Genomic DNA, 24,321 nt, shown 5'->3' on the forward strand with positions numbered 1-24,321 from the left:
CCGTCATGATCTCTCCCATGGACCACCGCCGCCGCCCCCTTCGGGAAGGATCTCCTCGATGACGCCCACCGAGCTCGCCGCCGCCACTGAGCGGGCGCTCCCCGAGATGATCGAAGACCTCCGGACCCTGGTGGAGCTGGAGACGCCGAGCAACGACAAGCGGCTGCTCGACGCCGGGCTCGCCGCCATCAGCGACTGGATCGACGAGCGGCTCGGTGCACCGGACACGACCGAGCGGCACGACTGCGGGGAGTACGGCGATGTGCTCGCGGTGACCTATCGCGGCACCGCGCCGGGGACCGTGCTGCTGCTGTGCCACTACGACACGGTCTGGCCCGCCGGGACGCTCGGCGAGTGGCCCTTCGAGGTGGTGGACGGCCGGGCCTGCGGACCGGGTGTGTTCGACATGAAGACGGGGATCGTCCAGGCGGTGTGGACCGTGCGGCTGCTGCGTGAGCTGGGTCTTCCGCACCCCTCGGCGCGCCTGCTGCTCACCGGCGACGAGGAGATCGGCAGCCCGGTCTCCCGGCGCCATATCGAGCGGCTGAGTGAGGACGTACTGGCCACCCTGGTCTTCGAGGCGTCGCTGGACGGGGCGGTCAAGACCTCGCGCAAGGGTGTCGGTCTGTTCGATGTGACCGCCCACGGTGTCGAGTCGCACGCGGGGCTCGACCCGTTCGCCGGAGCCAGCGCGATCCACGCCCTCGCCGAGGTCATCCCGCATATCACGGCGCTCGGCTCGGCGGAGCGGGGGACCACCGTGAACGTGGGACTGATCAGCGGCGGCACCGGCCGCAATGTGGTGGCCGCGCGGGCGAGTTGCGGTATCGACGTCCGGGTCGCCGAACCCGCCGAGATGGCGCGGATCGACGCCGCGCTGCGGGCCCTCACCCCCTCCGATCCGCGGGTGCGGCTGACCGTCACCGGCGAGTGGAACCGGCCGCCGATGGTGCCCGACGACGCGTCCCGGCGGCTGTACAAGCAGGCCCGCGCCGTCGCCGCCGAGCAGGGCTGGGCACTGGAGGAAACGGCGGTCGGCGGGGCGAGCGACGGCAACTTCGTGGCCGGGCTCGGGCGGCCGGTCCTCGACGGCCTCGGCGCCCTCGGCTCCGGCGCCCACGCCCGCCACGAGCACACCGTGCTGGCTCCGGTCCCGGCCCGTACCGCGCTCACCGTCGGCCTCATGCGGGCCCTGGCGGTGGCGGATCCGGAGACCGCGTGAGCCCGGCGGGCCCGTCCGGTCCGGGGTGCGGCCGCCGCCGTTCCGGACGACGGCGGCCGCGGTGGTCCGGGCCGGTGACGGCCGAGGCCCCCATCGGCCCGGACCGGAGACCCGCGCCCGGTTACGGCTTGCGCGCGAGCCCCGCGTACACGGAAACCTGCTCGCCCGCGGGCAGCAGGGTGCCCCCAGCGGTGTCCGACCGCCAGTCCGAGACCCGGACCAGCCCCGAGCCCACCGGCTCGAGCCCTTCGAAGAACCGTGCCACCTCGGCGTGGGAACGTGGCCGCAGGGTCACACCGGACTTCCGGTAGAGCTCGACCACCTCCTCGGCCGCCTTCGGCTCGACATCCGCCGTGGCGTGCGAGAGCACCAGATGACTGCCGGGCGCGAGCGCGTCCACCAGACGGCGCACCAGGTCGTAGGCGCCGTCCTCGTCGTCGATGAAGTGCATCAGCGAGATGAGGGAGAGGGCGATGGGCTCGTCGAAGTCCAGTACTTCCCCGGCCTGTTGCACGATCCGCTCCGGTTCGCGCACATCCGCCTGGAGATAGTGCGTGACCCCCTGCGGTGTGCTGCGCAGCAGCGCCTCGGCGTGGCACAGCACGATGGGGTCGTTGTCCGTGTAGACGATCCGGGCGTCGGGGGCGACGGCCTGGGCGATCTGGTGCAGATTCGGCTCGGTCGGTATACCCGTGCCGATGTCGAGGTACTGACGGGTGCCCGCCTCGGCGAGCCACTCGGTGGCGCGCCGCATGAACGCGCGGTTCGTCCGCGCGGAAGTCGTGACCGTGGGGTCGATGGCGAGCATCCGCTTCGCCAGTTCCTCGTCCACGGGATAGTTGTTCTTACCGCCCAGGATGTAGTCGTAGACGCGGGCGGGATGTGGTCTGCTGGTGTCGATCCGGCTGAGCCCTGGCTCCAGTTCCGGCATGCTGCGCTCCATGGGGGTCGGCGCGAGTTGCGGAGATGTGCGGGTTGACGAGGGCGCGGTCAGGAGACGAGGAAGTCGGCCTCGCCGGCCTTGGCGCCCTGGATGAAGGCGACGATTTCGCTGTGGGTGTAGATCAGCGCGGGGCCGTCCGGATCGGTGGACTGGCGCAGCGCCACCCGCCCGTCGTCCAGTTTCAGGGCTTCGACGCAGTTTCCGCCGTTGCCACCGCTCCAGGGTTTGTGCCAGCCCTCGCTGCCGAGGTCGGACGCGCGCATGCCGTTGTGAATGCGATTCATCCAGATCAGAGCTCCTTGCGGAAATCCTTCAGGATTTCCTTTGTGCGTCGTGCGGTTGCCGCCTGTGCGGCCATGCGGTCCATGGCCTCCAGATGGGCGGCCACCTCGATGCGTTCATCGAGGTAGACGGCGCCGGTCAGGTACTCGACGTACACCATGTCCGGCAGTTCGGGGACAGCGAAGCGGAAGAGGACGAAGGGCCCGTAGGTGCCCGGGTGGTGTCCGGAAGCGAACTCCGTGATCTGGAGCGTGATGTGCGGATGCTCGGTGGACTCCAGCAGCCGGTCGACCTGGCGGCGCATGACCGCCGCGGAGCCGACCGGTCTGCGCAGCACCGTCTCGTCCATCACCACCCACAGCCGTGGCGCGTCCGGGCGGGTGAGCAGCCGCTGACGCTCCATCCGCAGCGCCACATGGCGCTCGGCGTCCCCGGTTGCGGCCCGGCCGACGGCGCCGGTCTCCATCACGGCGTGGGCGTACTCCTCGGTCTGGAGCAGGCCGGGGACGAAGTGGGGCTCGTACGCCCGGATCATCTCGGCCGCACCCTCCAGGCTCACATGCACGCTGAACCAGTCCGGGAGGATGTCGTGGAACCGCTGCCACCAGCCGGGCCGGTTGGCCTCCTCGGTCAGGGTGATGAAGGCATCGAGCTCCGCGCCGCCGATTCCGTATGCGTCCAGCAGGAGTTGAACGTAGGGAACCTTCAGTGCGACCTCGGCGGTCTCCATCCGGCGGACCGTGGCGGGTGCGACATGCAGCACCCTGGCCGCCTGCTCACGCTTGAGCCCCGCCTTCTCCCGCAGGTCCTGCAACCGCCTGCCGAGGACGACGTGGCCCACGGTCGGGGCCGAGCGCGGTTCGCTCACCAGATACCTCCCCTGACCTCCCCCTAGCTGATGTTCGCAGTGTGCCATGCCCAGTACGGCGCAGACACATTGCACTTACGACTCTGCACATTTCAGAGTGCCCCTTGCCAAGTGTGAGGGGCGGTGCGCATAGTGGCGTCATGATCCCGTTAGCGCAGCCGTGGCCGGGACCCGTCCCGGACCGCGGCCGTGACGCCGCCGCACTCCGCGCAGGCGTAAGCGGCCCGACCTTTGCGATGTGCCCGTAGATGACTCACGCCTTCGCCGGTGCGCTGCCCGGCCTCGCCCGCGGCCGGCTCCGGCAGCGGGGCTCCCGCCCGGAACCGGGTGGCCGCCGCCGACTGGCACTGCCGTCCCCGCTGCGGACGGGCCGCGACTACGACGCGGTCGGGTTGGCCGAGCGCGACGGGCGCCGGGTGATGGAGCTGCTGCCCCGGGCGGGATGTGTGCTCGCCCACGGGGGCCGCTGGTGGTGGATCGTGCCCCCGCAGTCGGATGTCGGGGTCGAGTGGCCGCCGATCGCGCTGTACGCGGTCGGCGGCATGGTGTCCGGTGGGTCCGAGGGGCGGGCCGGTGGCGCGGACGAGGAGCCCCGGCTGGTGCACGCGCCGGACGACCGCGAGCCGTACACCCATCCGCTGCTGCTGCATATCGCCGTCTGCGCGGTGGCCGGTGTGGCCCCGGCCTGGCCGCGCGAGGAACGGCGTCCGTAGCTCACGGTCCGGGTGTCAGCTCACGGTCAGGGTGTCGGCTCAGGTCAGGGTGTCATCGCTCCGGAGGTAGGCGGCGGGGCGCGGATAGCGCTGGAGGGCCGGGGTGAGGCCGTCGGGGTCGTCGTCCACCACGGGCCGGGCGGTGGCCCGGAGTTCCGCGGGGTCGTAGGAGATGGCCTGGGTCCGCTCCACCGAGGACACCTCCGGCGCGGAGGTGTCCCGCTGCTGATCGTAGACGGGGATCTGGTCGATGGTGGTGTCCTCCGGGGAGGTCCGCGCAGCATAGGCCGTGCTCGGTGTCCCGGTCCGGACCGCCGGGATCTCCGAGGTCTGGGCCTGTGCGCTCACCATCTGCCCGGTCTGGAGCTGGGTGCCCGGCGGCTGGGGCGCCGGGGCCGTCCGCATCTGCGCGACCTGCGCCTGCTGCTCGGCCTGCAACTGCGCCTGGAGCTGGTCGAGTCGGCTGCGCGCCGACTGCATCGGGGGTATCTGCGCCTGCGCCGCCGGGTACGGGGCCATCTGCACCGGGGGAGTGGCGACATAGGCGGGGGCGAGCTCCGCCATGGACTGCTGTGCCGCGAAGCCCGCCGAGTCCGTACCGTACGACGACGCCTGTGGGTAGGCGGGCGCCGTGCCGCCTGCCATGGGCAGGGCGGCCGCGGTGTAGAACTGCTCGGGCGCGACCGGCGCGGCGGACAGTTGCGGTGTCTGCTGGTACAGAGGGTCGAACTGCGCTTGCGGCACGGAGTTCAGCGGTGTCTGCTGCTCCCAGCTGACCTGGGGCGCGTAGAACGACGTCCCGTACATCACGGTGCTCAGCCCGGTCAGCAGCCGCTGCACATCCGGCTGCGAGCGCACCACCAGCCGCATGAACTGACTGTTGCTGCCCAGTTTGTTGCCGCATTCGCGGACCAGGACGCCGTGCTGGGAGAGCAGTTGGTCCCGGACCCAGGTACCGTCCAGGCCCGCCGGGAGTTTGACGAAGACGAAGTTGCCCTGGGAGGGGAAGACCGTCATCCCGGGCAGCCCGGCCAGCTGGGTGGTCATCTGCTGCCGGTCCAGGCTGATCATGCGCAGACTCTCCATGTACTCCTGCCGGTACCGCTTCAGCATGAAGACGATGACCTCGGCGAAGGAGTTGAGGTTCCACTTCGGCAGCCGGGAGCGGATCTGCACCGCCAGCGCCGGGTTGGCCACCAGATAGCCGAACCGGACGCCGTGCAGCCCGAAGTTCTTGCCGAGGCTGCGCAGCACGATGACATTGGAGCGCAGGACGGCCTCGTCCACGACGCTCGGATACGCCTCGGAGTCCGCGAACTCCAGGAAGGACTCGTCGATCACGACCAGGTCGAGATCGGCGAGGGCGTCCATCATGCCGATGACGGCCTGCCGGGACAGCAGCCCGCCGTCGGGGTTGTTGGGGTTGCAGATGACGGCCACCCGTGAGCCCCGGGAGCGTACGAAGGAGACGAACGCGGACGGGTCGAGGGCGAATCCGCTCATCTCCGGGAGCTGGAACATGTCCACCCGCTTGCCGGTCTCCATCGGCTGATCGGTCCACCGGCCGAAGGTGGGGATCGGCACCGCCAGGCTCTCCTTGACCAGCAGATGGTCGATCCAGGTGATGAGCTCGGTCGAGCCGTTGCCCATCGCCATGGTCTGCGGCTGGAGCCCGAGCACATCGGCCAGTTCGGCGGTGATGGTCTCCGCGGAGCTGGGGTAGTACGTGAGGATGTCGCGCAGCCTGACCGCCATCACGGCGAACATCGCGGGGGTGGGGAAGTACGGGTTGCAGGGGATGCAGAAGTCCACGAGCTCCTGTCCGCCGCCCGTGACCCCGGCGCGGTTGAGCGCGAAGTACGACGGGCTGTGGGCGGTGCCACGGAAGAGCTCCGCGGCATCACCGGTATGGCCGACTGCGGCAACAGTCACGGCGGGACCTCCTCGGTCGCGTCGGTCGTGCTGATACGACCGTTGCGGCTCGTCCCTCGAGCCTGACGCATGATCCCTCGAACGCGGGGCAGGTAACGATTGGTTTGTCGTCTGTGAAGAAATTGAGGACAACTGGGCCTGGATCGAATAGAATTCCGCCCCTCGCTTCCCTTCCGGAGCCTTTCCCCGGTGAACTTCACCGGGCAGTTTCACCGGGAATGCGGTCTCCGTCCGCTCAGGGCGCGGTGTCGGACCGGGTTTTTCCATCGGCGAGTGCGGTCCGGCTCTGTTCCGCTACCCACACCGCCACCTGTGCACGCGAGGTGAAACCGAGTTTGCTCAGAATGTGCTCAAGATGGCCCTCGGCGGTGCGCTGGGCGATCACCAGGGACGCGGCGATCTCCTTGTTGCTCAGCCCCTGGGCGACCAGTTGGGCGATCTCGGACTCCCGGCGCGTCAGGGGAGACGGCCGCTCGCCCACCGCCGGTTCCGCTGCGGGGAGTACGTTCTCCAGGGCGTAGACCAGCCCCTCGTCGTAGGAGAGCCGGGAGCCCTCCTTGACCGCGGCGTTGAAGGCCGTTTTCCCCAGCGCCCGGCTCACCGCGGCCTCGCACTCCTCGTGGTAGTGGACCAGATGGCCGTAGCCGGACAGCGGGGCACCCACCGCCCGCCAGACCGTCCGGACCACACCCAGCAGCCGGGCCGCGCGCGGGAAGTCCCGCTCGGTGGCGGCGATCCAGGCCAGCACCTCGAGGTTGACCCCGACGCCCAGCGGGTCGTCGAGCGAACGGTTGAACTCAAGGCTCTCCCGCTCCAGAGCGGCCGCGCGCTCGGTGTCACCCTGCCGCCACACCTCCACCCCCAGCGCCATCATCGTGTAGGCCCGGTGCCAGCCCTCGCCGTAGGCGTCGCACACCGCCAGCGACTCCTCGCCCAGCGCGATGGCGCGCTGGGAGTCACCGATGAACGAGTGGGCCAGCGAGAGCCGGATGAGGGCCAGGGCCAGCCCCACCGGATCGCCGGTGGCGCGGTGGCGGCTGACGGCCTCCTCGTAGAGCGTGATCGCCGCCTCGGCGTCGCCCCGGTACATCGCGACCATGCCGGAGTAGAGCGCGCTGTAGCCGAGTACGGGCTCCAGATCCAGCCGCTCCCCGATGGCCCGGCTCTCCTCGAGCATGGCCGAGGCGGCGTCGGTGTCGGACTGGATGATGGCCAGCCAGCTGTTGGTCCACAGCGCTCGCGCCCGGGCGCCGGTCGGCTCGGGGCAGACGGCGAGCCCGTCGTCCAGCCAGCGGCGCCCCTCGCTGAGGTAGTAGCTGGTGATCCAGTGGTAGAGCAGATCGGCCGCGATCCCCAGACCGTAGGCGCACTCCGCCGGGTCGTCGTAGCAGAACTCCAGCGCGGTGCGCAGATTGGCGTGCTCGAGCTGGAGCCGGGTGAACCACTGGACCTGGGCCGGTCCGAAGAGCGCGGCGCGCGCGTCCGCCGCCAGCTGCCGGTAGTAGTCGCGGTGGCAGCGCAGCCGGACGGCTTCCTCACCGGCCGCCTCCAGCCGCTCCCGGCCGTACGCGCGCAGAGTGTCCAGCATCCGGTAGCGCACCGTCGCGCCGTGCTCCTCGCGGAGCAGCACCGACTTGTCCACCAGCTCGGTCACCAGGTCGAGGATCTCCTCGCGGGGCAGGCCGTCGCCCGAGCAGACCGCCTCGGCCGCCTCCAGGTCCAGACTTCCGGCGAAGACCGAGACCCGGGCCCAGAGCAGCTGCTCGCGCTCGGTGCACAGGTCGTAGCTCCAGTCGATCAGCGCCCGCAGCGTCTGGTGGCGGGGGAGCACCGCCCGGGAGCCGGTGGTCAGCAGCCGGAAGCGGTCGTCGAGCCGGCCCAGCAACTGCTGGACGGACAGGGCGCGCAGCCGTACGGCGGCCAGCTCGATGCCGAGCGGAATGCCGTCCAGCCGCCGGCAGATCCCCTCCACGGCGTCCCGGTTGGCATCGGTGACGGTGAAGCCGGGCAGTGCCGCCCGGGCCCGCTCGGTGAACAGCCGTACCGCGTCGCACTGGGCGAACGCACCGGTGGGCAGCCGTGGCCCGGAGGCGTCGGGCAGCGTCAGGGTGGGGACGGCGAGTGTCTGTTCGCTGCCGATGCCCAGCACATGGCGGCTGGTGGCCAGCACCCGCAGCTGGGGGGCCTCGCGCAGCAGCCGGTCGGTGAGCAGCGCGCAGGCGTGCAGCAGATGCTCACAGTTGTCCAGCACGAGCAGGGTCTGCCGGTCCCGCAGATGATCGATGAGGACGTCCATCGGCGGGCGCGCGGAGTGGTCCCGGATCTCCAGGGCCTCGGTGACGCTCTGGGCGAGCAGTGCGGGGTTGTCCAGCTCGGCGAGTTCGGCGAGCCAGACGCCGTCGGGGAAGGCCCGGCGCGCGTCGTCGGCGACCCGCAGGGCCAGCCGGGTCTTCCCGACGCCGCCGACCCCGGTGAGCGTCACCAGACGCGATGCGGACAGCATCCGTTTGACCTCGGCCGCCTCGTGCCGACGCCCCACGAAACTTGTCACCTCCGACGGCAGCCTGCCGGTCTGCCGTCCGGTCGAGGTGTCCGTTGCCACCGCACCCATCGATGCCTCGAACCAGCCTCGGGCGGGCGGACTCCACCCGCGCGGACCGAGCCGATACCCCCAGGCTATGCCTCTGCCGGGCCGCCGCACGACCCTTCTGCCCCAGGGAATGACACATAATGACCGGCTCCATACGCATGGTGTGCGATTTCGGCACCGACCGTGAGCGGTGGTGGCCGGATGTGACCTCCCCGGGGGCCGGGGGTGGGATCGGGTACCCAAGCGGGGATATCTCCCCTCGCCGTGCTCCGCCGCGGCGGCCCATGCTTGGTGTCTCGAAAGAGTTCCGCCGACCGTCGGCGGAAGAGCGAAGGTTCAGCCATGTGCCTCCATCAGCCCCCCTGTCCCTCCGCGGACGCGCCCGACCATGACTCCGCGCGTCTGGTGGCCTGCCATCCCGAGCAGGGCTGGAGCCTGCTCTGCAACGGAGTGGTGATCTTCGCGGACACGGGCGAACTGCTCCCCGACGGACGTGTTGTCCCCGCCCCCCGGCTCAGCCCCGACCAGTCGAAATGAACGCCTCGACGCTCACCACCATCGCCCCGCCGGCGCCCATGAGCGCGGCCCGCCGGCCGGTCCGGCATGCCCCGGCCACCAGCGGCGGGACGTCGTGGCTGCTGCCCTCCGAACCCGCCTCGGTGTCCCAGGCCCGCCGCCTCACGGTCGCGCAGCTGTCGGCGTGGGCGCTCGATGAGCGCATCGACGACGCCGAGCTGCTGGTGAGCGAGCTGGTGACCAACGCGGTGCGGCACGCCTGCGGACCGGTCCGGCTGACCTTCTCGCTGTGCGCGACCGACCGTGCCTTCCGGTGCGAGGTCGCGGACGAGGACTGCGGCAGGCCCCGGCTGTGCCGGGCGGGCGAGGACGACGAAGGAGGGCGCGGGATCCACCTGCTGGAGCTGCTCTCCCGCCGTTGGGGCAGTGCCAGCACGGCGGTGGGCAAGGTCGTCTGGTTCGAACTGCACCCCGTGACCGCCCTGAGCGGTATGACCCGATCGTGAACCGTCGGCCGCGCGAGCGATCACCTATGAAGCGATCACATATGACTCGAGATAAGAAACGTGACCCGATAAGAACCGTGACTCGACGAAAGGAGACGCCATAGAGAACTCCACGCCTCGTACCCACACGGTGAAACCGCACGGCCCGGGGAAGCGGAAGGTGTATGCCCTCACCACACCGACCTGCCCCGGGCCGCTGAGTGCCGCAAGCCGGGGCCTTTGTCCACTACGGGAGCCTCTGTGCACGTCATTGTTTGGTAATTGATCGTCGTCATACGGTTCATGTAGCCTGACGATCGCACCGAGTAGCGTAGTTTTCGTATTTTTCATAGTTTATGCGGCGTATGGGGCTGAGGGGGCTGCCGTGGCGGATGAGCGGACCACGGCCTCCGGCCCCTCCGGCACACTGGTCGGCCGCACCGGGGAACTCGCGACCCTCACCGGCCATGCCGAGTCCGCCATCGCCGGACGATCCGCACTGGTGCTGCTGACCGGACCGGCCGGGATCGGGAAGACCAGCCTGCTCCGCGCCTTTCTCGGCGGCGATGCCTGCCGGAAGATGACCGTGCTGCACGGCAGCTGCCGTGAGGTCGCCTCCGGCACGGGCTACGGCGGTGTCCGCGCCCTCTTCGCCGCCCTGGAACTCACCCACGAGAACGCCGGGGACTCCCCGCTGCTGCGCGGCGCCGCCGCCCGCGCCCTCCCCGCGCTCACCCCCGACCCCGGTCCTGACGAGCCGTGCGCGGCGACCGCCTATCCGGTGCTGCACGGGCTGTACTGGCTCGCCGCCAATCTGATGAGCCAGGGTCCGCTGGCGCTCGTACTGGACGATGCGCACTGGTGCGACGAGCGGTCACTGCGCTGGATCGACTTCCTGCTGCGGCGCGCCGACCACCTCCCGCTGCTCGTGGTGCTCGCCCAGCGCACCGAGGCCGAGCCCACCGCACCCGCCGCCGTGGCCGATATCGTCGCCCAGCCCCGCACCTCGGTGCTCCGCCTCGACCCGCTGACCGAAGGGGAGGTGGGGGAGATGGCGCGCCTGGTCTTCCCCACCCCCGTCGCGCCGACCTTCGCCGAGCGCGCGGCGACCGTCTGCGGCGGCAACCCGCTCACCGTCGCCCGGCTGCTGCGCGAGCTGCGCGCCAGGGGCGTACCGCCGGACGAGCTCGGTATCCGGGAGATCGACGAGGTCGGCCGTGGCGTGGTCGCCCTGTCCGTGCGCGCCCTGTTCGACCACCGGCCCGGCTGGGTCCGGGACGTGGCCACCGCGATCGCGGTCCTCGGCGACGAGGACGCGCAACACATCGGCGCGCTCGCCGGGGTCCCCGCCGCCCGGGTCGAGGAGGCCGTGACGCTGCTGCGCGGTGCCGAGCTGATGGCGCCGGACCGCCCGGACCTGGCCCATGACGTGGTGCGCTCGGCGGTGCTCGGGACCGCCGGTGCTCCGGCCCTGGCCGCGCTGCGCGCCAAGGCCGCCCTGCTGCTGAGCGATATCGGGCGGCCCGCCGAAGAGATCGCCAACCAGGTGCTGCTGGTCCCCGGCACCCCCGAGCCGTGGATGCGTGTGGTGCTGCGCGAGGCCGCCTCGCAGGCCGAGCACCGGGGAGCTCCCGAGGCCACCGCCCGCTATCTGTACCGCGTCCTGGAGGCCGAGCCGGACAGCGTCCCGGTCCGGATCCAACTCGCCAGGGCGCTGGCGGAGATCAACCCGCTGGAAGCGATCCGGCTGCTCGAGCATGCGCTGTCACTGACCTCCGACATCCGCGCCAAGGCGCCCATCGCCGTGCAGTACGGCATGGCCTGCCTGCCCGTGCAGCACTCGCGGAGCGCCGTCCGGGTGCTCACCGAGATCCTGGACGCGCTGGAGGCCGCCACGGGGCCCGAACCCGACCCGGCCGACGCGGAGTTGCTCACCCTCGTCCGCTCCGCCCTGCTGATCACCGGTTCCGACGAGAAGGCGACCATCGACGCGGTCCGGGAGCGCTTCGCGCGGATGCCCGAGCCACCGGGGGACACCCCCGCGCAGCGTCAGATCCTGGCCGTGATGACACTGCACCGCGCGCTGGGCGGCCATTCCGCCGAGCAGACGGCGCGCCTGGCCCGGCGCACCCTCAGCTCCTCGGGGGTGGAGGTCGACAACTGGTCGCTGCTGTTGTCCTCGGTCGGCCTGAGCCTGGCCGACGATGGCGACGGCGCGCTGGAGGCGCTGAACCGCTCGCTGCGGCTCAGCCAGGAGAACGCGGCGGTGTGGTCGTATGTGGTCGCCCTGTCCAGCCGCGCCCTGGTGCTGCACGGACTCGGGGCGATGGCCGACGCGCTCGCCGACGCTCAGACCTCCCTCGAGATCATCGGCGAGGAGCGGTGGAGCTCCCATGTGACCCTGCCGCAGATCGCGTTGGCCACCGTGCTGATCGACCGCGGCGAGCCCGAGCGCGCCGACGAGCTGCTGGCGCGGATCGCCCGGCCGAACTTCGAGTTGTTCGCCTTGGAGTACCACTCGTACCTCATGGCCCGCGCTCGAGCCCGGTGGGCACTGGGCGACGGCGACACCGCCCTGCGTCTGCTGTTCGACTGCGGTGCCTCGCTGGCCGAAGCCGGGCTCACCAACCCGGTGTTCGTCGCCTGGTGGGCCGAGGCGGCCCTTATCTGCGCCGCGGAGAAACGCCCCGACCGGGTGCGGGACGCCGTCGACCACGGCACCGAACTGGCCCGGCGCTGGAACACCCCCCGCGCGCTCGGACTCGCCGCGCTCGCCCGCGGAGTGATCACCCCCGGCGCGCCCGGTGTCGAACTGCTCACCGAGGCCGTCGGCCGGCTGTCCGTCTCACCCGGGCGGGCCGAGTACGCCCGGGCCGAACTGCTCCTCGGCGGTGCCCTGCTGGGAACCGGCGATCCGCGCGGTGCGCGGGAGCATCTGCGCAACGCCGCCGACCTGGCTCAGAGCTGCGGTGCCCTCGCACTCGCCCGGGACGCCCGTCGGCGGCTGGTCGCCGCGGGCGGCCGGATGCGCGAGATCACCGCCTCGCCGGTGGATCTGCTCACCGGCACCGAGCGCACGGTCGCCGGGCTCGCCGCGCGGGGCGCGGGCAACCGGGAGATCGCCGAGTCGCTGTTCGTCACGGTGCGCACCGTCGAAACCCATCTCACCAGCGTCTACCGCAAGTTGGGGGTGAGCCAGCGCACCGAGCTGGCCTCGGTGCTGCACACCCCGAGCGTTCCCGATCCACGGGCCCCGGACTGGGTCTCCGCCGCGCGTGGGCGGTACTGAGCGCGACGCGACGGCTCGGCTCAGCTTCTGGGGGATGCACCAGACTTATAGTCGCACCATGCAGTTCAACGCGCTCCCGTTCCCCGGACATGAACGAGAGCAGGCGGCGCTGGCGGAGGTCGTCACCGACCTCGGCAAGGGGCTGCCCGCGGTGGTGACGATCGCCGGGCGACCCGGCTTCGGGCAGTGCGCACTGCTCGGATGGGCGGCCCGGCTCGCCGCCGACCGCGGACTGCGCGTCCTGCGTGCCGAAGCCACCCTCGGCGAGAGCGGACTGCGCTACGGCGCCGTCGACCAACTGCTGGCCCCCCTGGACGAATCCGGCCACGGCATCCGGCGGGCCCTGGCCGGACCGGGCCCGGACGGCCGGCTACCGGGACTGGCCGAACTGCTGCGCACCGCCCGCGACCGGCCCACCCTGGTGACCGTGGCCGACGTGGGCCGGCTGGACCCGGCCTCACTGCGCTGGTGCGGAGCCCTGATACGCAGACTGCCCGGCATTCCCCTCGCGGTCCTGGCCAGCAGCACCGGCGGCCCCCACCCGGGCTGGAGCCACATCACCTCCGCCCTCGGCCCGGTACCCGTCACCCAGCTCACCCTGTCCGCCCTGACCGACCGGGACATCGCCACCGTCGTGGCGCTGATCTGCGGCGAGCCCGGCGAGGAGACGTTCATCGCGGCCGCCGCGGAGGCCACGGCGGGCGACTCCGCGGTGGTGCACGAGGCGTTGCGCCGCTTCGCCGAGCGCGGCCACCGGCCGCTGGCGGCGCGGGTGCCCGAACTCCGCGCGCTCATCGCCTCCGTCACCGGCGAGCACACCACCCGGGTGCTGAGCGGACTGCCGGAATCGGCCGTGGCCGTGCTGCGCGCGCTCGCGGTCTGCGGTGAACTGCTGGACCTGCCCCTGCTGTACACCCTCGCCGGGCCCCGGGCGGCACGGGAACCGGGGCTGCGCGCCACCCTGGAGGCCACCGGGCTCACCGTCGCCTCCGGCACCGGTCTGCGGCTGCGCAATGCCGACGTACGGGCCCGCGTCCTGGAGGAGATGAGCGCCGCCGAGCGCGCCGATCTCTTCACCCGCGCCGCCGAACTGGCCCACCGGGCCGCCGTACCCGACGAGGACATCACCCGTCTGCTGCTGTCCGCACGCCCGGCCGGAGAGCCCTGGGCGGTCCACACCCTGCGCCGCACCTGCGCCGCCGCCCTGCGCGCCGGACGGTCCGCCGAGGCCATCGCCTGTCTGACCAGAGCGCTGGAAGAGCCCATGGAGCCCGGATCGCGGGCCCGGCTGGGCCTCGAACTGGCCGCCATCGAGGTGCTGACCGCGCCCGAGGCCGCGAACCGCCGTCTGGAGGAGATCATCCGCACCGAGGGCGACCACTTCGCCCGGGCTCGTACCCGCGCCGCCGATCTGGGGCTGACCCGCGGCGGGGCCGAGGGGCTGCGCCGCGCGGTGCTGAGCGCGCTCCCCGCGGCCCGCGATGCGGAGCGGGACGAACTGACCGCCCTCTTCTGGCTCTCCGAGGAGGTGCGCGAGGACGACACCGGGCTGACGCTGGCGGACGTGCCCCCGATGCCCGACCGCCCCCCGTGCCCGGCACAGGCCGGCGCGCGCGCCTGGCAGCTCGGCCGGCGTGCCGAGAACCTGCCGCTGACCCGGGAGCTGGCCCGTCACGCGCTCACCGGCCAGGAAGGCGATGGCGCGCTCATCCTGCCCCGGCTCGCCGCGGCCCGCGCCCTGTTCCTGACTGACGACGTGGAGGAGGCCGAGACCCGGCTGGATGTCCTCCACACCGAACTGCGCCGCCGCCACGCCCGCGCCGCCTCCGCGCTCGCCCTCGCCATCCGCGGCGAACTCCATCTGCGGCGTGGCCTGCTGGACATGGCCGAGCGGGACGTCGCGGCCGCCGAACGCGCCCTGCCCCACGCCCGCTGGCATCCGGACACCGTCCCCTATCTGTCCGCCGTGCAGATCGTCGTCTCCCTGGAGAGCGGCCGGAGCGACCGGGCCCGGGCGCTCGCCGCCACCGCCCCGCCCACCGGGGAGCGGCAGGGCACGGCATGGGCGTATCTGCTCTTTGCCCAGGGGATGGTGGACCTGTCGGACGGTCGCGTCAGCGACGCGAGAGAGCGCTTTCTCTCCGCCGGACGACGGCTGCTGCGCCGCGGCCATCTCAACCCCGCGCTGATGCCCTGGCGTTCGATGGCGGCTCAGGCCTGCCACGCGGCCGGGGACTACGAGGAGGCCGGGCGGCTGACCCGGGAGGAGCTCGCGCTGGCCCGGCGGTGGGGCGCGCCGAGCGCTCTCGGCTGGGCCCAGCTCGGCGCCGGACGGGTGGCCCGCGAACAGCGCGCCGACCGGCTCCGCGATGCCGTGCGCACCCTCCGCGGCACCCCCGCCCTGCTGGCCTTCGCCGGCGCGCTCACCGAGCTGGCCAGAGCCGAACTCGACGCCGGGGACCGCTGCGCGGCCTCCGCCCTTGTCACCGAACTGGCCACCCTCACCACCATCCACCGCCCCTCCAGCAGACTGGCCGAGCGGGTGCGCACACTCACCGGGAAGGTGGGCCGGCCCGCCGCGTCCGGCGCCGTCCCACATCCGGCGTGGGCCACGCTGACCGAGGCCGAACGGCGCACCGCGACCCTGGCCGGACACGGCCGCGGCAACCGCGAGATCGCCGAACTGCTGTCGGTGACCATCCGCACCGTCGAGCTGCGGCTCACCGGCGCGTACCGAAAGCTGCGGATCCGCGGGCGGGCGGAACTGCGCACGCTGATCCGGGCAACAGAGGGGTACGGAACGGATGTTGCTTGAGCGCGAGGCCGAGACGGCACAGGTCGCGGAGGCTCTGAAAGCCGCGCGCGCGGGAGACTCGTCACTGCTGCTGTTCACCGGCCCGCTCGGTATCGGCCGCACCGCGCTGCTGCACCACCTGGCCGCCCACACACAGGACACCGATGTACGGGTGCTGCGTGCCAACGCCGCGCCGATGGAGCAGGAATTCGCCTTCGGCGTGGTGCGCCAGCTCTTCGACAGTCTGCTGACCGGCGCCCCGGAGGAGTGCCGCGAACGCCGGCTGCGGAAGCACGGGTGCTTCGCGCGCATGGTCTTCGCCGACGACGCCGTCCCGGCGGGGGAGGGCCGGGAGTCCGCCGCCGGTGAGGCCGTTCTGCACGGTCTGCGCTCCCTGCTGGCCGACGTCTGCGCCGACGGCCCGCTGCTGATCCTCGTCGACGACCTCCAGTGGGTGGACACCCCCTCGCTGCGCTGGCTCGCCTACCTGGTCAAGCGGTTGCACGGGCTGCGCGCCGCTGTGGTGTGCACCCTGCGCGACGGTGATCCGCGCGCCGGGCACCCGCTGCTCAGCGAGGTCACCGACGCGGCCGCGCGGGTGCTGAGACCCGCGCCCCTCACCGCCGAGGGCACCCAGAGGATGATCCAGGAGCAGTTCGGCGAACCGGGCGACGAGGAGTTCGTCCGCGCCTGCCACGAGATCTCGGGGGGAAACCCGCTGTTCCTGCGGTCGGTGCTGGTCGGCCTCGCCGTGGGCGGCCACCGGCCCACCGCGGGCCACGCCGACGCCGCTCGCGAACTGCGCCCCACCCAGCTGCTCGAGCGGCTGGCGGGCTGTATGCGCACCCAGCCGCGGGCGGTACGGGACCTGGCCGCGGCCATCGCGGTCCTCGGCGACCAGGGCGTACCCCATCTGATGGCCCCGCTCGCCGGGCTGGACGCGATCGGCTGTACCGCCGCGCTGCGCGCCCTCCACGAACTGGGGCTGCTCGCCGCCGAACAGGAACCGCGCTTCGCCCACCGCGTGGTACAGGACGCGATCGAGTCCTCCATGACCGTGGCCGAGCGTGAGCGGCTGCACGACGCGGCCGCCGCACTGCTGTACCGCGGCGGATGCCCCGCGGAGCTGGTCGCGGCCCAGCTGATGGCCGTCACCGCCTCACGGCACCCCTGGTCGGTGGAGGTGCTCCGGTCCGCCGCGGACACCGCGCTGGGCCGCGGCGCACCGGACATCGCCGCCCGCTATCTGCGCCGCGCCCTGCTGGACGGCTCCCTGTCGGGCGAGGGCCGGGCGCGGCTGCTGATCGATCTGGCCACCGCGGAGCGCGGTTTCGACCCGGCCGCCTGCGAACGCCATATCTCCCAGGCGATACCCCTGTTGCCCTCCGCCCGGCAGCGGGCCGCCGCCGCCCTGCGGATCTCCCCGACCATCGTCGGGCTGACACCGCCGTCCGTCCTCGATCTGCTGCACCAGGTCGCCGAGGACCTGGGCCCGGCGGGCTCGCTGGAGGGCGCCGCGCGCGATCTGTCCCTGCGGCTGGAGGCGCGGCTGCGGCACGCCGGGCACGAGGACCCGGCCGAACTGGCCGTTGCCGTGGCTCGGTTGGGCGGGATGGGGGAGGAGCCATCGCTCGGCTCGGCCGCCGAACGCGAGCTGACCGCGGTGCTGCTCGCCGCGGCGACGCTCACCGCCCGGCTGCCCGCCGACCGGATCACCGGGCTCGCCCACCGCATCCTGGAGCGCGAACCGGCCACCTCCGCGCGGGTCCACTCGGCGCTGCCGCTCGTGGTCATCGCCCTGGCCGCCTCCGACTCGGTGCGCGGTATCAGCTCCTGGCTGTCCGCCGAGCGTCACACCGCGCGGCAGGACGCCACCGTCGTGGACGCCTTCGTCCACCTCGAGCAGGCGATGATGCTCACCGCCCGTGGACGGGCGGCCAAAGCGCTCGACCACGCCGAGCGCGCGGCGCTGCTGGCCGAGGCGCACTGGCAGGAGCTCGGTGTCATGTCCACCATCGCCCTCACCGGGGTCGCCCTGGAGCTGCGCGACCCCGCGCTGACCGAACGGATCCTGGACCGGCTCGGACGGCGCCGCTCCGCCGGGCTGGCGCTGACCGCCGCGCTCCAGCTCCTCAAGGCGGCGCAGGACACCGGTCAGGGCCGCTGGAACGGTGCGCTGGAGACCCTGCTCGCCTGCGGACGGCAGCTGGAGGCGTCGGGCTGGCGCAACCCCGTGCTCTTCCCGTGGCGCCCGTGCGCCGCCGCCCTCCAGGTACGCGTCGGTGACACCCCCGCGGCGTTCGCGCTCGCCGAGGAGGAGCATCTGCGGGCCGAGGAGTGGGGAGCGCCCGTGGCGGTCGGCCGCGCCCTGCGGCTCAAGGGGCGGCTGCACGGCGGAAACCGGGGGATCAACTTCCTGCGGGAGTCCGTGGATGTGCTGCGCGCCTCCGCCAATGAGCTTGAACTCGCCCGCGCGCTCCTGACGTTGGGCAGACGGCTGCGCGGCGGCACCGAGGCGGAGGCCGTACTTCAGGAGGCGGCCTCCCTCGCGGCCGCCTGCGGCGCGCCCTGGCTGGCCGAACGGGCCCGCACCCGGAACGGCCGTGCCGCGCCCGCCGCGCGGCCGGAGGCCGGCCTCACCCGCACCGAACGAACCGTGATCTCCCTCGTCGGCCGCGGGCTCACCAATCAGGAGATCGCCGCTGAACTCGGTGTGACCTCCCGCGCCGTCGAGAAGCACCTCACCAACGCCTACCGCAAGCTGGGCGTCTCCGGCCGCCGCGAACTCATCCGTCTGCTGCCCCGCCTTCAACTGGAAAACGGCAGTTAACGGCGGTAATTAAGTGACGATCCGCGGACATCCGCGCCCCCCGGTGAACCACCGAACCGACCCACCGAACCCCGGGGTGCGGACCGAACCCCCGGCCCCCGCCCTCCACGGGATTGGGCGACAACGCCGCAGTTGACGTTGACTGGATCAGCCACTCCTCCCTAGTCTCCATTCTGAAATCACATTCGAAAAAATTGCGCGCGTAATTACCCCGATAGATTAAGAATTCAGGAAGGGATGGCAGTCCCTTGGTAATGTCCGTACTGGCAGATTCGGCTCGGCCAACCCCCCACGAGCTCGGATGCGAACAGGCCGAGTACGCCGATCTCCTGCGCCAATTCGACCAGCCGGGGGTGTGCGTCGTATGTCTCGACCCGTCCCTGACGGTTCAGCAGGCCAATAGGGAGTTCTTCCGCCAATTCGACGACGCTTCGGCCGGTGTCTGCGGCCGCCGCTTCTGCGATCTGGTGCTCCCCAGCGTCCGGCAGACCCTGCGACGCCAGTTCACCGGGCTCCTCGACGGCTCCCGTCATCGCTTCGCCGCGCACACGATGCTCGTCGGACCCCAGGGTTCGGCTTTCAACAGTGTGCTCACGGCCGTGGCCGTACGCGAGGGCCGTTCCCATGTCGCCTCCATCCTCGTGCTGTTGCGCCCCATCGCGGGCGGCGAGTCGGACATGGTCCCCGAACGCACGAAGCAGTTCACCGAGATCGAGGCACGCATCCTGGAGGGGATCGCCGCCGGTGTGTCGACGGTCCCCCTGGCGGCGCGGCTCTACCTCAGCCGGCAGGGCGTCGAGTACCACGTGACCCGGCTGCTCCGTAAGCTGCGGGTGCCCAACCGCGCGGCCCTGGTCTCCCGCGCCTACTCCATGGGTGTCCTCAATGTGGGCTCCTGGCCTCCGAAGGTCGTCGAGGACTACCTCAAGTGATCCTGTCCGAGGGGTGGGCGATACGCGGCCACAGCAGGTCTCTTGCCGACCGGCTGTGGCCGCGCCGCGGCTCAGGACGCGGCAGAGGGGCCGTGGGACAGCCGCAGCACATGGAAGGCGGTGAGTGCGACATGGAGTTCGGTGCGCCGGCCGCCCGACTCCAGATCACAGCCGAGCAGCCGCTCGATCGAACGCAGCCGCTGGTAGAACGCCTGACGTGACAGGTTCGCGCGCTTGGCGGCCACGGTCTTGTTGCCCGCCGCGTCCAGATAGGCGTGCAGCGTCGACAGCAGATCGGTGCCATGCCGCTCGTCGTAGTCGACCAGCCGTCCCAGCTGCCGTTCCACGTACTCCTGCACCCGTACATCACCGCGCAGCGCGTACAGCAGCTGCCGCAGTCCGATATCGCACAGCTCGTGGAAGGGCTTGTCCGGGGTGCCGGGGACGGCGGCCTCCGCGACCCGGGCCGCCTGCTGGAAGGAGCGCGCGAGCTGGGACAGATCCGCCACCTCGGAGCCCACACTGACCACCGCGTCCGGGCGGGACTCCCGCACCGCACGGCTCAGCCGCTCCGCCAGCGGCCGCCAGGACGTGGCCGGGGGAAAGCCGAGCAGCACTCCGATGTGATCCCCGGGCACCGCTCCGGCCAGCACGGATGTCCCGCCCATCGCCAGCTCGGCGGTCAGCCGGTCCTCCAGCTCCGCCGATTCCTCGGGCCCCGGGCCCCGGGCGAGGGTGACCAGGGCGACGATGAACCGGCGGCCCCGCACCGGTGTGCCCAGCGCCTCGGCCCGCGCCCTGGCCTCCCCGGTGGATCGGCAGCGCTGCTCGACCAGGTCCAGCAGCAGGGTGCGCTGCGCCCGCCGCTCCCAGCGGATGTGCTGGGTCAGCCGGGCGATGGTCAGGGCGGTGGCCGTACGCTCCAGGACCATCGCGTGCTCGGGGCCGGTGGCCGGGGTGCCGGAGGCGTCCGGGAGCATCAGCAGCCGGCCCCAGCGCTCACCCCGGTACTCCACCGCCGTCACCAGCCAGTTCTCCGGACCGCTCAGCTCGGTGCGGTCGGGAGAGGGGGTGGCGCGGGACCGCCGCTCCCAGCCGGTCAGCGCCGCCTCCACCCCCGGGCCCGGAGGACCGCAGATCACGGCCTGGTGCACCAGGTTCTCCAGCACCACGGGATGCCCGCTCATCTCGGCCGCCATGCCCACCACCTCATCGGGCTCGGCGCCGCGCAGGGTCAGCGCGGTGAAGGTGTCATGCACATCATGGGCCCGGCGCAGACTCTCGATCTGACTGCCGATGATCATGGAGTGGACGATCTGGGTGACCTCCACGAAATTCACGCTCCGGGAGAGCAGCACCAGCGGGAAGTCCCGGTCCAGACAGGCGCGCACCAGCTCCTTCGGCGGCCGGTGGTAGCGCCGGACCAGCTCTATCACCAGCCCTGCCGCGCCGATGTCCGCCAGCTCCTCCACATAGCGCCTGACCTGCGAAGGGTCCTCCTCCGGCAGCGGCATCCCGGTGGTGAGCACCAGCTCCCCGCCCTTGAGGAACGAGGCCGGGTCGAGCAGCTCGGTGATGTGCACCCAGCGCACCGGACGGGACAGCTGCCCCTGCCCGGACACCACCTCCGGCAGCCCCGCGGCCAGCACCGGCAGCCGCAGCGCGGCGTCGAGCGTGAGCGGCGCGCCGGCCTCATACGGGATACCGCCGGAGCCGTCCATGCGGATCACTCTGACAAGCTCGCGTCCCGTGCGCAACGGGCCCTCTTGACACGGTGCCCGTGCGGAGCCGTTGACAGATCGTCCATACCGATCACCACAGAGCGACACAATGATCATTGTCTTCGCCCGGCCCGCTCCCGCACGCTCGAAGAGTCCGTGCAACGCCGACCTGTTGGGTGTGGGAGAGAACATGACCAATCTGTCGCCGCAGCTTCGCCAGGCCACTCCCGTCGTCGCCGTCCGTGGAGAGGGCGTCCATGTCCACGGCGAGGACGGCCGGCGCTATCTCGACTTCACCGCGGGCATCGGTGTCACGAGCACCGGACACTGCCACCCGCGGGTCGTCGCCGCGGCGCAGGAGCAGGTGGGCACCCTCATCCACGGCCAGTACACGACCGTGATGCACCCGCCGCTGCGCAGGCTGGTCGAGAAGCTGGGCGAGGTGCTGCCCCCGGAGCTCGACAGTCTGTTCTTCGCCAACTCGGGCAGCGAGGCGGTCGAGTCGGCTCTGCGGCTCGCCCGGCAGGCCACCGGACGGCCGAACGTCCTGGTCTGCCATGGCGGCTTCCACGGCCGTACCGTCGCCACCGCGGCCATGACCACCTCCGGGACCCGCTTCCGCTCCGGCTTCTCGCCCCTGATGAGCGGTGTGGTGGTGACCCCGTTCCCCACCGCCTACCGGTACGGCTGGGACGAGGAGACCGCGACGACGTTCGCCCTGCGCGAGCTGGACTACGTCCTCCAGAGCATCTCCCACCCCGACGACACCGCGGCGGTCATCGTCGAACCGGTGCTCGGCGAGGGCGGCTACGTACCCGCCACCGAGGGCTTCCTCCAGGGGCTGCGCGAGCGGGCCGACCGGCATGGCTTCCTGCTCATCCTGGACGAGGTGCAGACCGGCGTCGGCCGCACCGGCCGGTTCTGGGGACATGACCACTTCGGGGTCCGCCCCGACATCCTGGTCACCGCCAAGGGCCTGGCCAGCGGTTTCCCGCTGTCGGGCATCGCGGCCTCCGAGGAGCTGATGAGCAAGGCATGGCCCGGCTCCCAGGGCGGCACCTACGGCGCCAACGCGGTGGCGTGCGCCGCCGCGGCCGCCACCCTCGACGTGGTGCGCGAGGAGAACCTCGTCGCCAACGCCGCGGCCATGGGCGCGCGGCTGCGCAGCGGGCTCGAGGACGTGGCCGCGAAGACCCCGGCCATCGGTGATGTCCGCGGCCTCGGTCTGATGCAGGCCAGCGAGTTCGTCACCGAGGACGGCGAGCCGGACCCGGCGACCGCCGCCCGGGTGCAGAAGGCCGCCGTGGACGAAGGGCTGTTGCTGCTGCTGTGCGGCGCCTGGAACCATGTGGTCCGGATGATCCCCGCCCTGGTCGTCGACGAAGCGGCGATCGACGAGGGTCTGCGCGCCTGGTCCGCCGCCGTGAGCGCCGGAACAGCGGGCTCCTGACGCGCCCCGGACCCAGGCCCTGTCCTGCCGATCTTCGCGGGCCCGCGACGCCTGGCACCGCGCCTCGCCGCGTTGTCGGGATCGTCCGAGTACGCCCAGTACAAGGACGACCCTCCGCCTTGCGATCCACGGCACCAGACGCCGCAGCCTGATCCACGAAGATCGACAGGACAGGACCTAAAGGAGACTGCCGCCATGTCCACCCCCTCGTTCCCCGCCGCGGCCGATGTGCTCGCCACGGTGCCCAAGAAGCTCTTCATCGCCGGATCGTGGTCCGACGCGGCCGGTGGCCTGACCATGCCGGTCGACGACCCGGCCACCGGTGAGGCACTGTGCGAGGTCGCCGACGCCGGCCCCGCCGACGGGCAACGCGCCCTTGCTGCAGCCGAGGATGCCCAGGAGAAGTGGGCCGCCACCGCGCCCCGGGCCCGCAGCGAGATCCTCCGCCGCGCCTATGAGCTGATCCTGGAGCGGGCCGACGCGCTCGCCGCCCTGATGACGGCCGAGATGGGCAAACCGCTGGCCGAGGCGCGCGGTGAGGCCGCCTACGCCGCCGAGTTCTTCCGCTGGTTCTCCGAGGAGGCCGTCCGTATCGACGGCGGCTTCGCCACGATGCCGGACGGCAAGAACCGCATGCTGCTCATGCGCCGCCCCGTGGGTCCCTGTCTGCTGATCACCCCGTGGAACTTCCCACTCGCCATGGGCACCCGCAAGATCGGCCCGGCGATCGCGGCGGGCTGCACCATGGTGCTCAAGCCCGCACCCCAGACCCCGCTGTCGAGCCTCGCCCTCGCCGGGATCCTGGCGGAGGCCGGTCTTCCGGCGGGCGTCCTGAATGTGGTGACCACCTCACGGGCGGGAGAGGTGGTGGAGCCGCTGCTGACCGGCGGGCACATCCGCAAGCTCTCCTTCACCGGCTCCACCCAGGTCGGGCGCACCCTGCTGGCCCAGTGCGCGCCCGCCGTCGTCCGCACCTCCATGGAACTCGGCGGCAACGCCCCCTTCGTCGTCTTCGACGACGCCGACCTCGATGTCGCGGTCGAGGGCGCCATGACCGCCAAGATGCGCAACATGGGGGAGGCCTGCACCGCGGCCAACCGGTTCTTTGTGCACCGGTCCGTCGCCGCCGAGTTCGCCGACCGGCTCGCCCGCCGGATGGGCGCGCTCGAGGTGGGCCCTGGCAGCCGCCCCGGTGTCGACGTGGGCCCCCTCATCGACCGGGCGGGCCGGGAGAAGGTCGAGGACCTGGTCGCCGACGCGGTGGCCCGCGGCGCCGAGGTACTGGTCGGCGGCAGCACCCCGGAGGGACCCGGCTGCTTCTACCCGCCCACGGTGCTCACCGGCGTGAACCCCGCGAGCCGGCTGATGGAGACCGAGATCTTCGGACCGGTCGCGGCCATCCTCACCTTCGACGACGAGGACGAGGTCGTGGCCACCGCCAACGCCACCGAATGGGGGCTGGTGGGCTATCTGTTCACCCAGGAGCTCAACCGCGCGCTGCGGATGAGCGAACGGCTCGAGGTCGGCATGGTCGGTCTCAACACCGGACTGGTCTCCAACCCGGCGGCTCCCTTCGGCGGGGTCAAGCAGTCCGGGCTCGGCCGCGAGGGCGGCCGGGTCGGCATCGACGAGTTCCTGGAGTACAAGTACGTCGCGGTCCCGGTCTGACCGCGGCCCCCGGCTCCTCCCGCGCCCGCCCCGGCCCCACGGCCCGGGGCGGGCGCGGCCCCGTTCCGGAACCACCCGCCCGGCCG

At 72.0% G+C, this 24,321-nt stretch carries 16 protein-coding genes; 10 read left to right on the forward strand and 6 right to left on the reverse strand.

Annotation, left to right across the window (positions count from 1 at the left end; translation table 11 throughout):
• The first annotated feature begins 58 nt into the window (after positions 1 to 58).
• Complete coding sequence (locus tag JK363_RS02675) at positions 59 to 1,222, forward strand: M20 family metallopeptidase (RefSeq protein WP_201871074.1); 1,164 nt, start codon at positions 59 to 61, stop codon at positions 1,220 to 1,222.
• Positions 1,223 to 1,343: 121 nt separating this feature from the next.
• On the opposite strand, the gene JK363_RS02680 is transcribed toward JK363_RS02675, so the two are convergent.
• Genes JK363_RS02680 through JK363_RS02690 form a run of 3 tightly spaced genes read right to left on the reverse strand, consistent with a single transcriptional unit; the run spans position 1,344 to position 3,315 of the window.
• Positions 1,344 to 2,153 carry an SAM-dependent methyltransferase gene (locus JK363_RS02680; RefSeq protein WP_201871076.1) on the reverse strand — a complete coding sequence of 270 codons (810 nt, stop codon included), beginning with the start codon at positions 2,151 to 2,153 and terminating at the stop codon, positions 1,344 to 1,346.
• Between the two features lie 59 nt (positions 2,154 to 2,212).
• Positions 2,213 to 2,449, reverse strand: a complete 237-nt coding sequence (locus tag JK363_RS02685) for a DUF397 domain-containing protein (RefSeq protein WP_201871079.1) — start codon at positions 2,447 to 2,449, stop codon at positions 2,213 to 2,215.
• Between the two features lie 5 nt (positions 2,450 to 2,454).
• Positions 2,455 to 3,315 (reverse strand): Sco1979 family transcriptional regulator, encoded by an 861-nt coding sequence (locus tag JK363_RS02690; RefSeq protein WP_201871080.1) that lies wholly within the window; start codon positions 3,313 to 3,315, stop codon positions 2,455 to 2,457.
• Positions 3,316 to 3,563: 248 nt separating this feature from the next.
• On the opposite strand from JK363_RS02690, the gene JK363_RS02695 reads away from it, so the two are divergent.
• Positions 3,564 to 4,028 carry a hypothetical protein gene (locus tag JK363_RS02695; RefSeq protein WP_201871082.1) on the forward strand — a complete coding sequence of 155 codons (465 nt, stop codon included), beginning with the start codon at positions 3,564 to 3,566 and terminating at the stop codon, positions 4,026 to 4,028.
• 39 nt (positions 4,029 to 4,067) lie between these two features.
• Here JK363_RS02695 and JK363_RS02700 read toward each other — a convergent pair whose 3' ends face one another.
• Positions 4,068 to 5,960, reverse strand: coding sequence for an aminotransferase class I/II-fold pyridoxal phosphate-dependent enzyme (locus tag JK363_RS02700; RefSeq protein ID WP_307821571.1), 1,893 nt, complete (start codon positions 5,958 to 5,960; stop codon positions 4,068 to 4,070).
• Positions 5,961 to 6,195: 235 nt separating this feature from the next.
• Positions 6,196 to 8,499, reverse strand: a complete 2,304-nt coding sequence (locus tag JK363_RS02705; RefSeq protein WP_307821572.1) for an ATP-binding protein — start codon at positions 8,497 to 8,499, stop codon at positions 6,196 to 6,198.
• Between the two features lie 393 nt (positions 8,500 to 8,892).
• Here JK363_RS02705 and JK363_RS02710 point away from each other — a divergent pair, with 393 nt between their 5' ends.
• The 6 genes from JK363_RS02710 to JK363_RS02735 all read left to right on the forward strand — a co-directional run bounded on the left by JK363_RS02710 (position 8,893) and on the right by JK363_RS02735 (position 19,396).
• Entirely contained in the window at positions 8,893 to 9,087 is a 195-nt protein-coding gene (locus JK363_RS02710) for a DUF5999 family protein (RefSeq protein WP_201871087.1), read from the forward strand.
• The gene (locus tag JK363_RS02715; RefSeq protein ID WP_201871089.1) at positions 9,084 to 9,572 is read left to right on the forward strand and encodes an ATP-binding protein; all 489 of its coding nucleotides are present in this window, start codon (positions 9,084 to 9,086) and stop codon (positions 9,570 to 9,572) included. Before JK363_RS02710 ends, JK363_RS02715 begins: the two co-directional genes overlap by 4 nt.
• A 364-nt stretch (positions 9,573 to 9,936) precedes the next feature.
• Complete coding sequence (locus JK363_RS02720; protein ID WP_201871091.1) at positions 9,937 to 12,840, forward strand: helix-turn-helix transcriptional regulator; 2,904 nt, start codon at positions 9,937 to 9,939, stop codon at positions 12,838 to 12,840.
• Between the two features lie 58 nt (positions 12,841 to 12,898).
• Complete coding sequence (locus tag JK363_RS02725; protein ID WP_201871092.1) at positions 12,899 to 15,655, forward strand: ATP-binding protein; 2,757 nt, start codon at positions 12,899 to 12,901, stop codon at positions 15,653 to 15,655.
• Complete coding sequence (locus JK363_RS02730; RefSeq protein WP_201871094.1) at positions 15,645 to 18,464, forward strand: ATP-binding protein; 2,820 nt, start codon at positions 15,645 to 15,647, stop codon at positions 18,462 to 18,464. Before JK363_RS02725 ends, JK363_RS02730 begins: the two co-directional genes overlap by 11 nt.
• 254 nt (positions 18,465 to 18,718) lie before the next feature.
• On the forward strand, positions 18,719 to 19,396 hold the full coding sequence (locus JK363_RS02735) for a helix-turn-helix transcriptional regulator (protein WP_201871100.1): 678 nt from the start codon (positions 18,719 to 18,721) through the stop codon (positions 19,394 to 19,396).
• Between the two features lie 71 nt (positions 19,397 to 19,467).
• On the opposite strand, the gene JK363_RS02740 is transcribed toward JK363_RS02735, so the two are convergent.
• Positions 19,468 to 21,117, reverse strand: a complete 1,650-nt coding sequence (locus tag JK363_RS02740) for a PucR family transcriptional regulator (RefSeq protein WP_201871102.1) — start codon at positions 21,115 to 21,117, stop codon at positions 19,468 to 19,470.
• A gap of 190 nt (positions 21,118 to 21,307) precedes the next feature.
• Here JK363_RS02740 and JK363_RS02745 point away from each other — a divergent pair, with 190 nt between their 5' ends.
• Both JK363_RS02745 and JK363_RS02750 read left to right on the forward strand, forming a co-directional pair.
• A complete protein-coding gene (locus JK363_RS02745) occupies positions 21,308 to 22,567 on the forward strand; it encodes an aspartate aminotransferase family protein (RefSeq protein WP_201871104.1) in 1,260 nt (419 codons plus the stop codon).
• Positions 22,568 to 22,762: 195 nt separating this feature from the next.
• Entirely contained in the window at positions 22,763 to 24,235 is a 1,473-nt protein-coding gene (locus JK363_RS02750; protein WP_201871106.1) for an NAD-dependent succinate-semialdehyde dehydrogenase, read from the forward strand.
• Positions 24,236 to 24,321: the final 86 nt, after the last annotated feature.

Source organism: Streptomyces coffeae (assembly GCF_016741875.1).
GTDB classification, from domain to species: domain Bacteria; phylum Actinomycetota; class Actinomycetes; order Streptomycetales; family Streptomycetaceae; genus Streptomyces; species Streptomyces coffeae.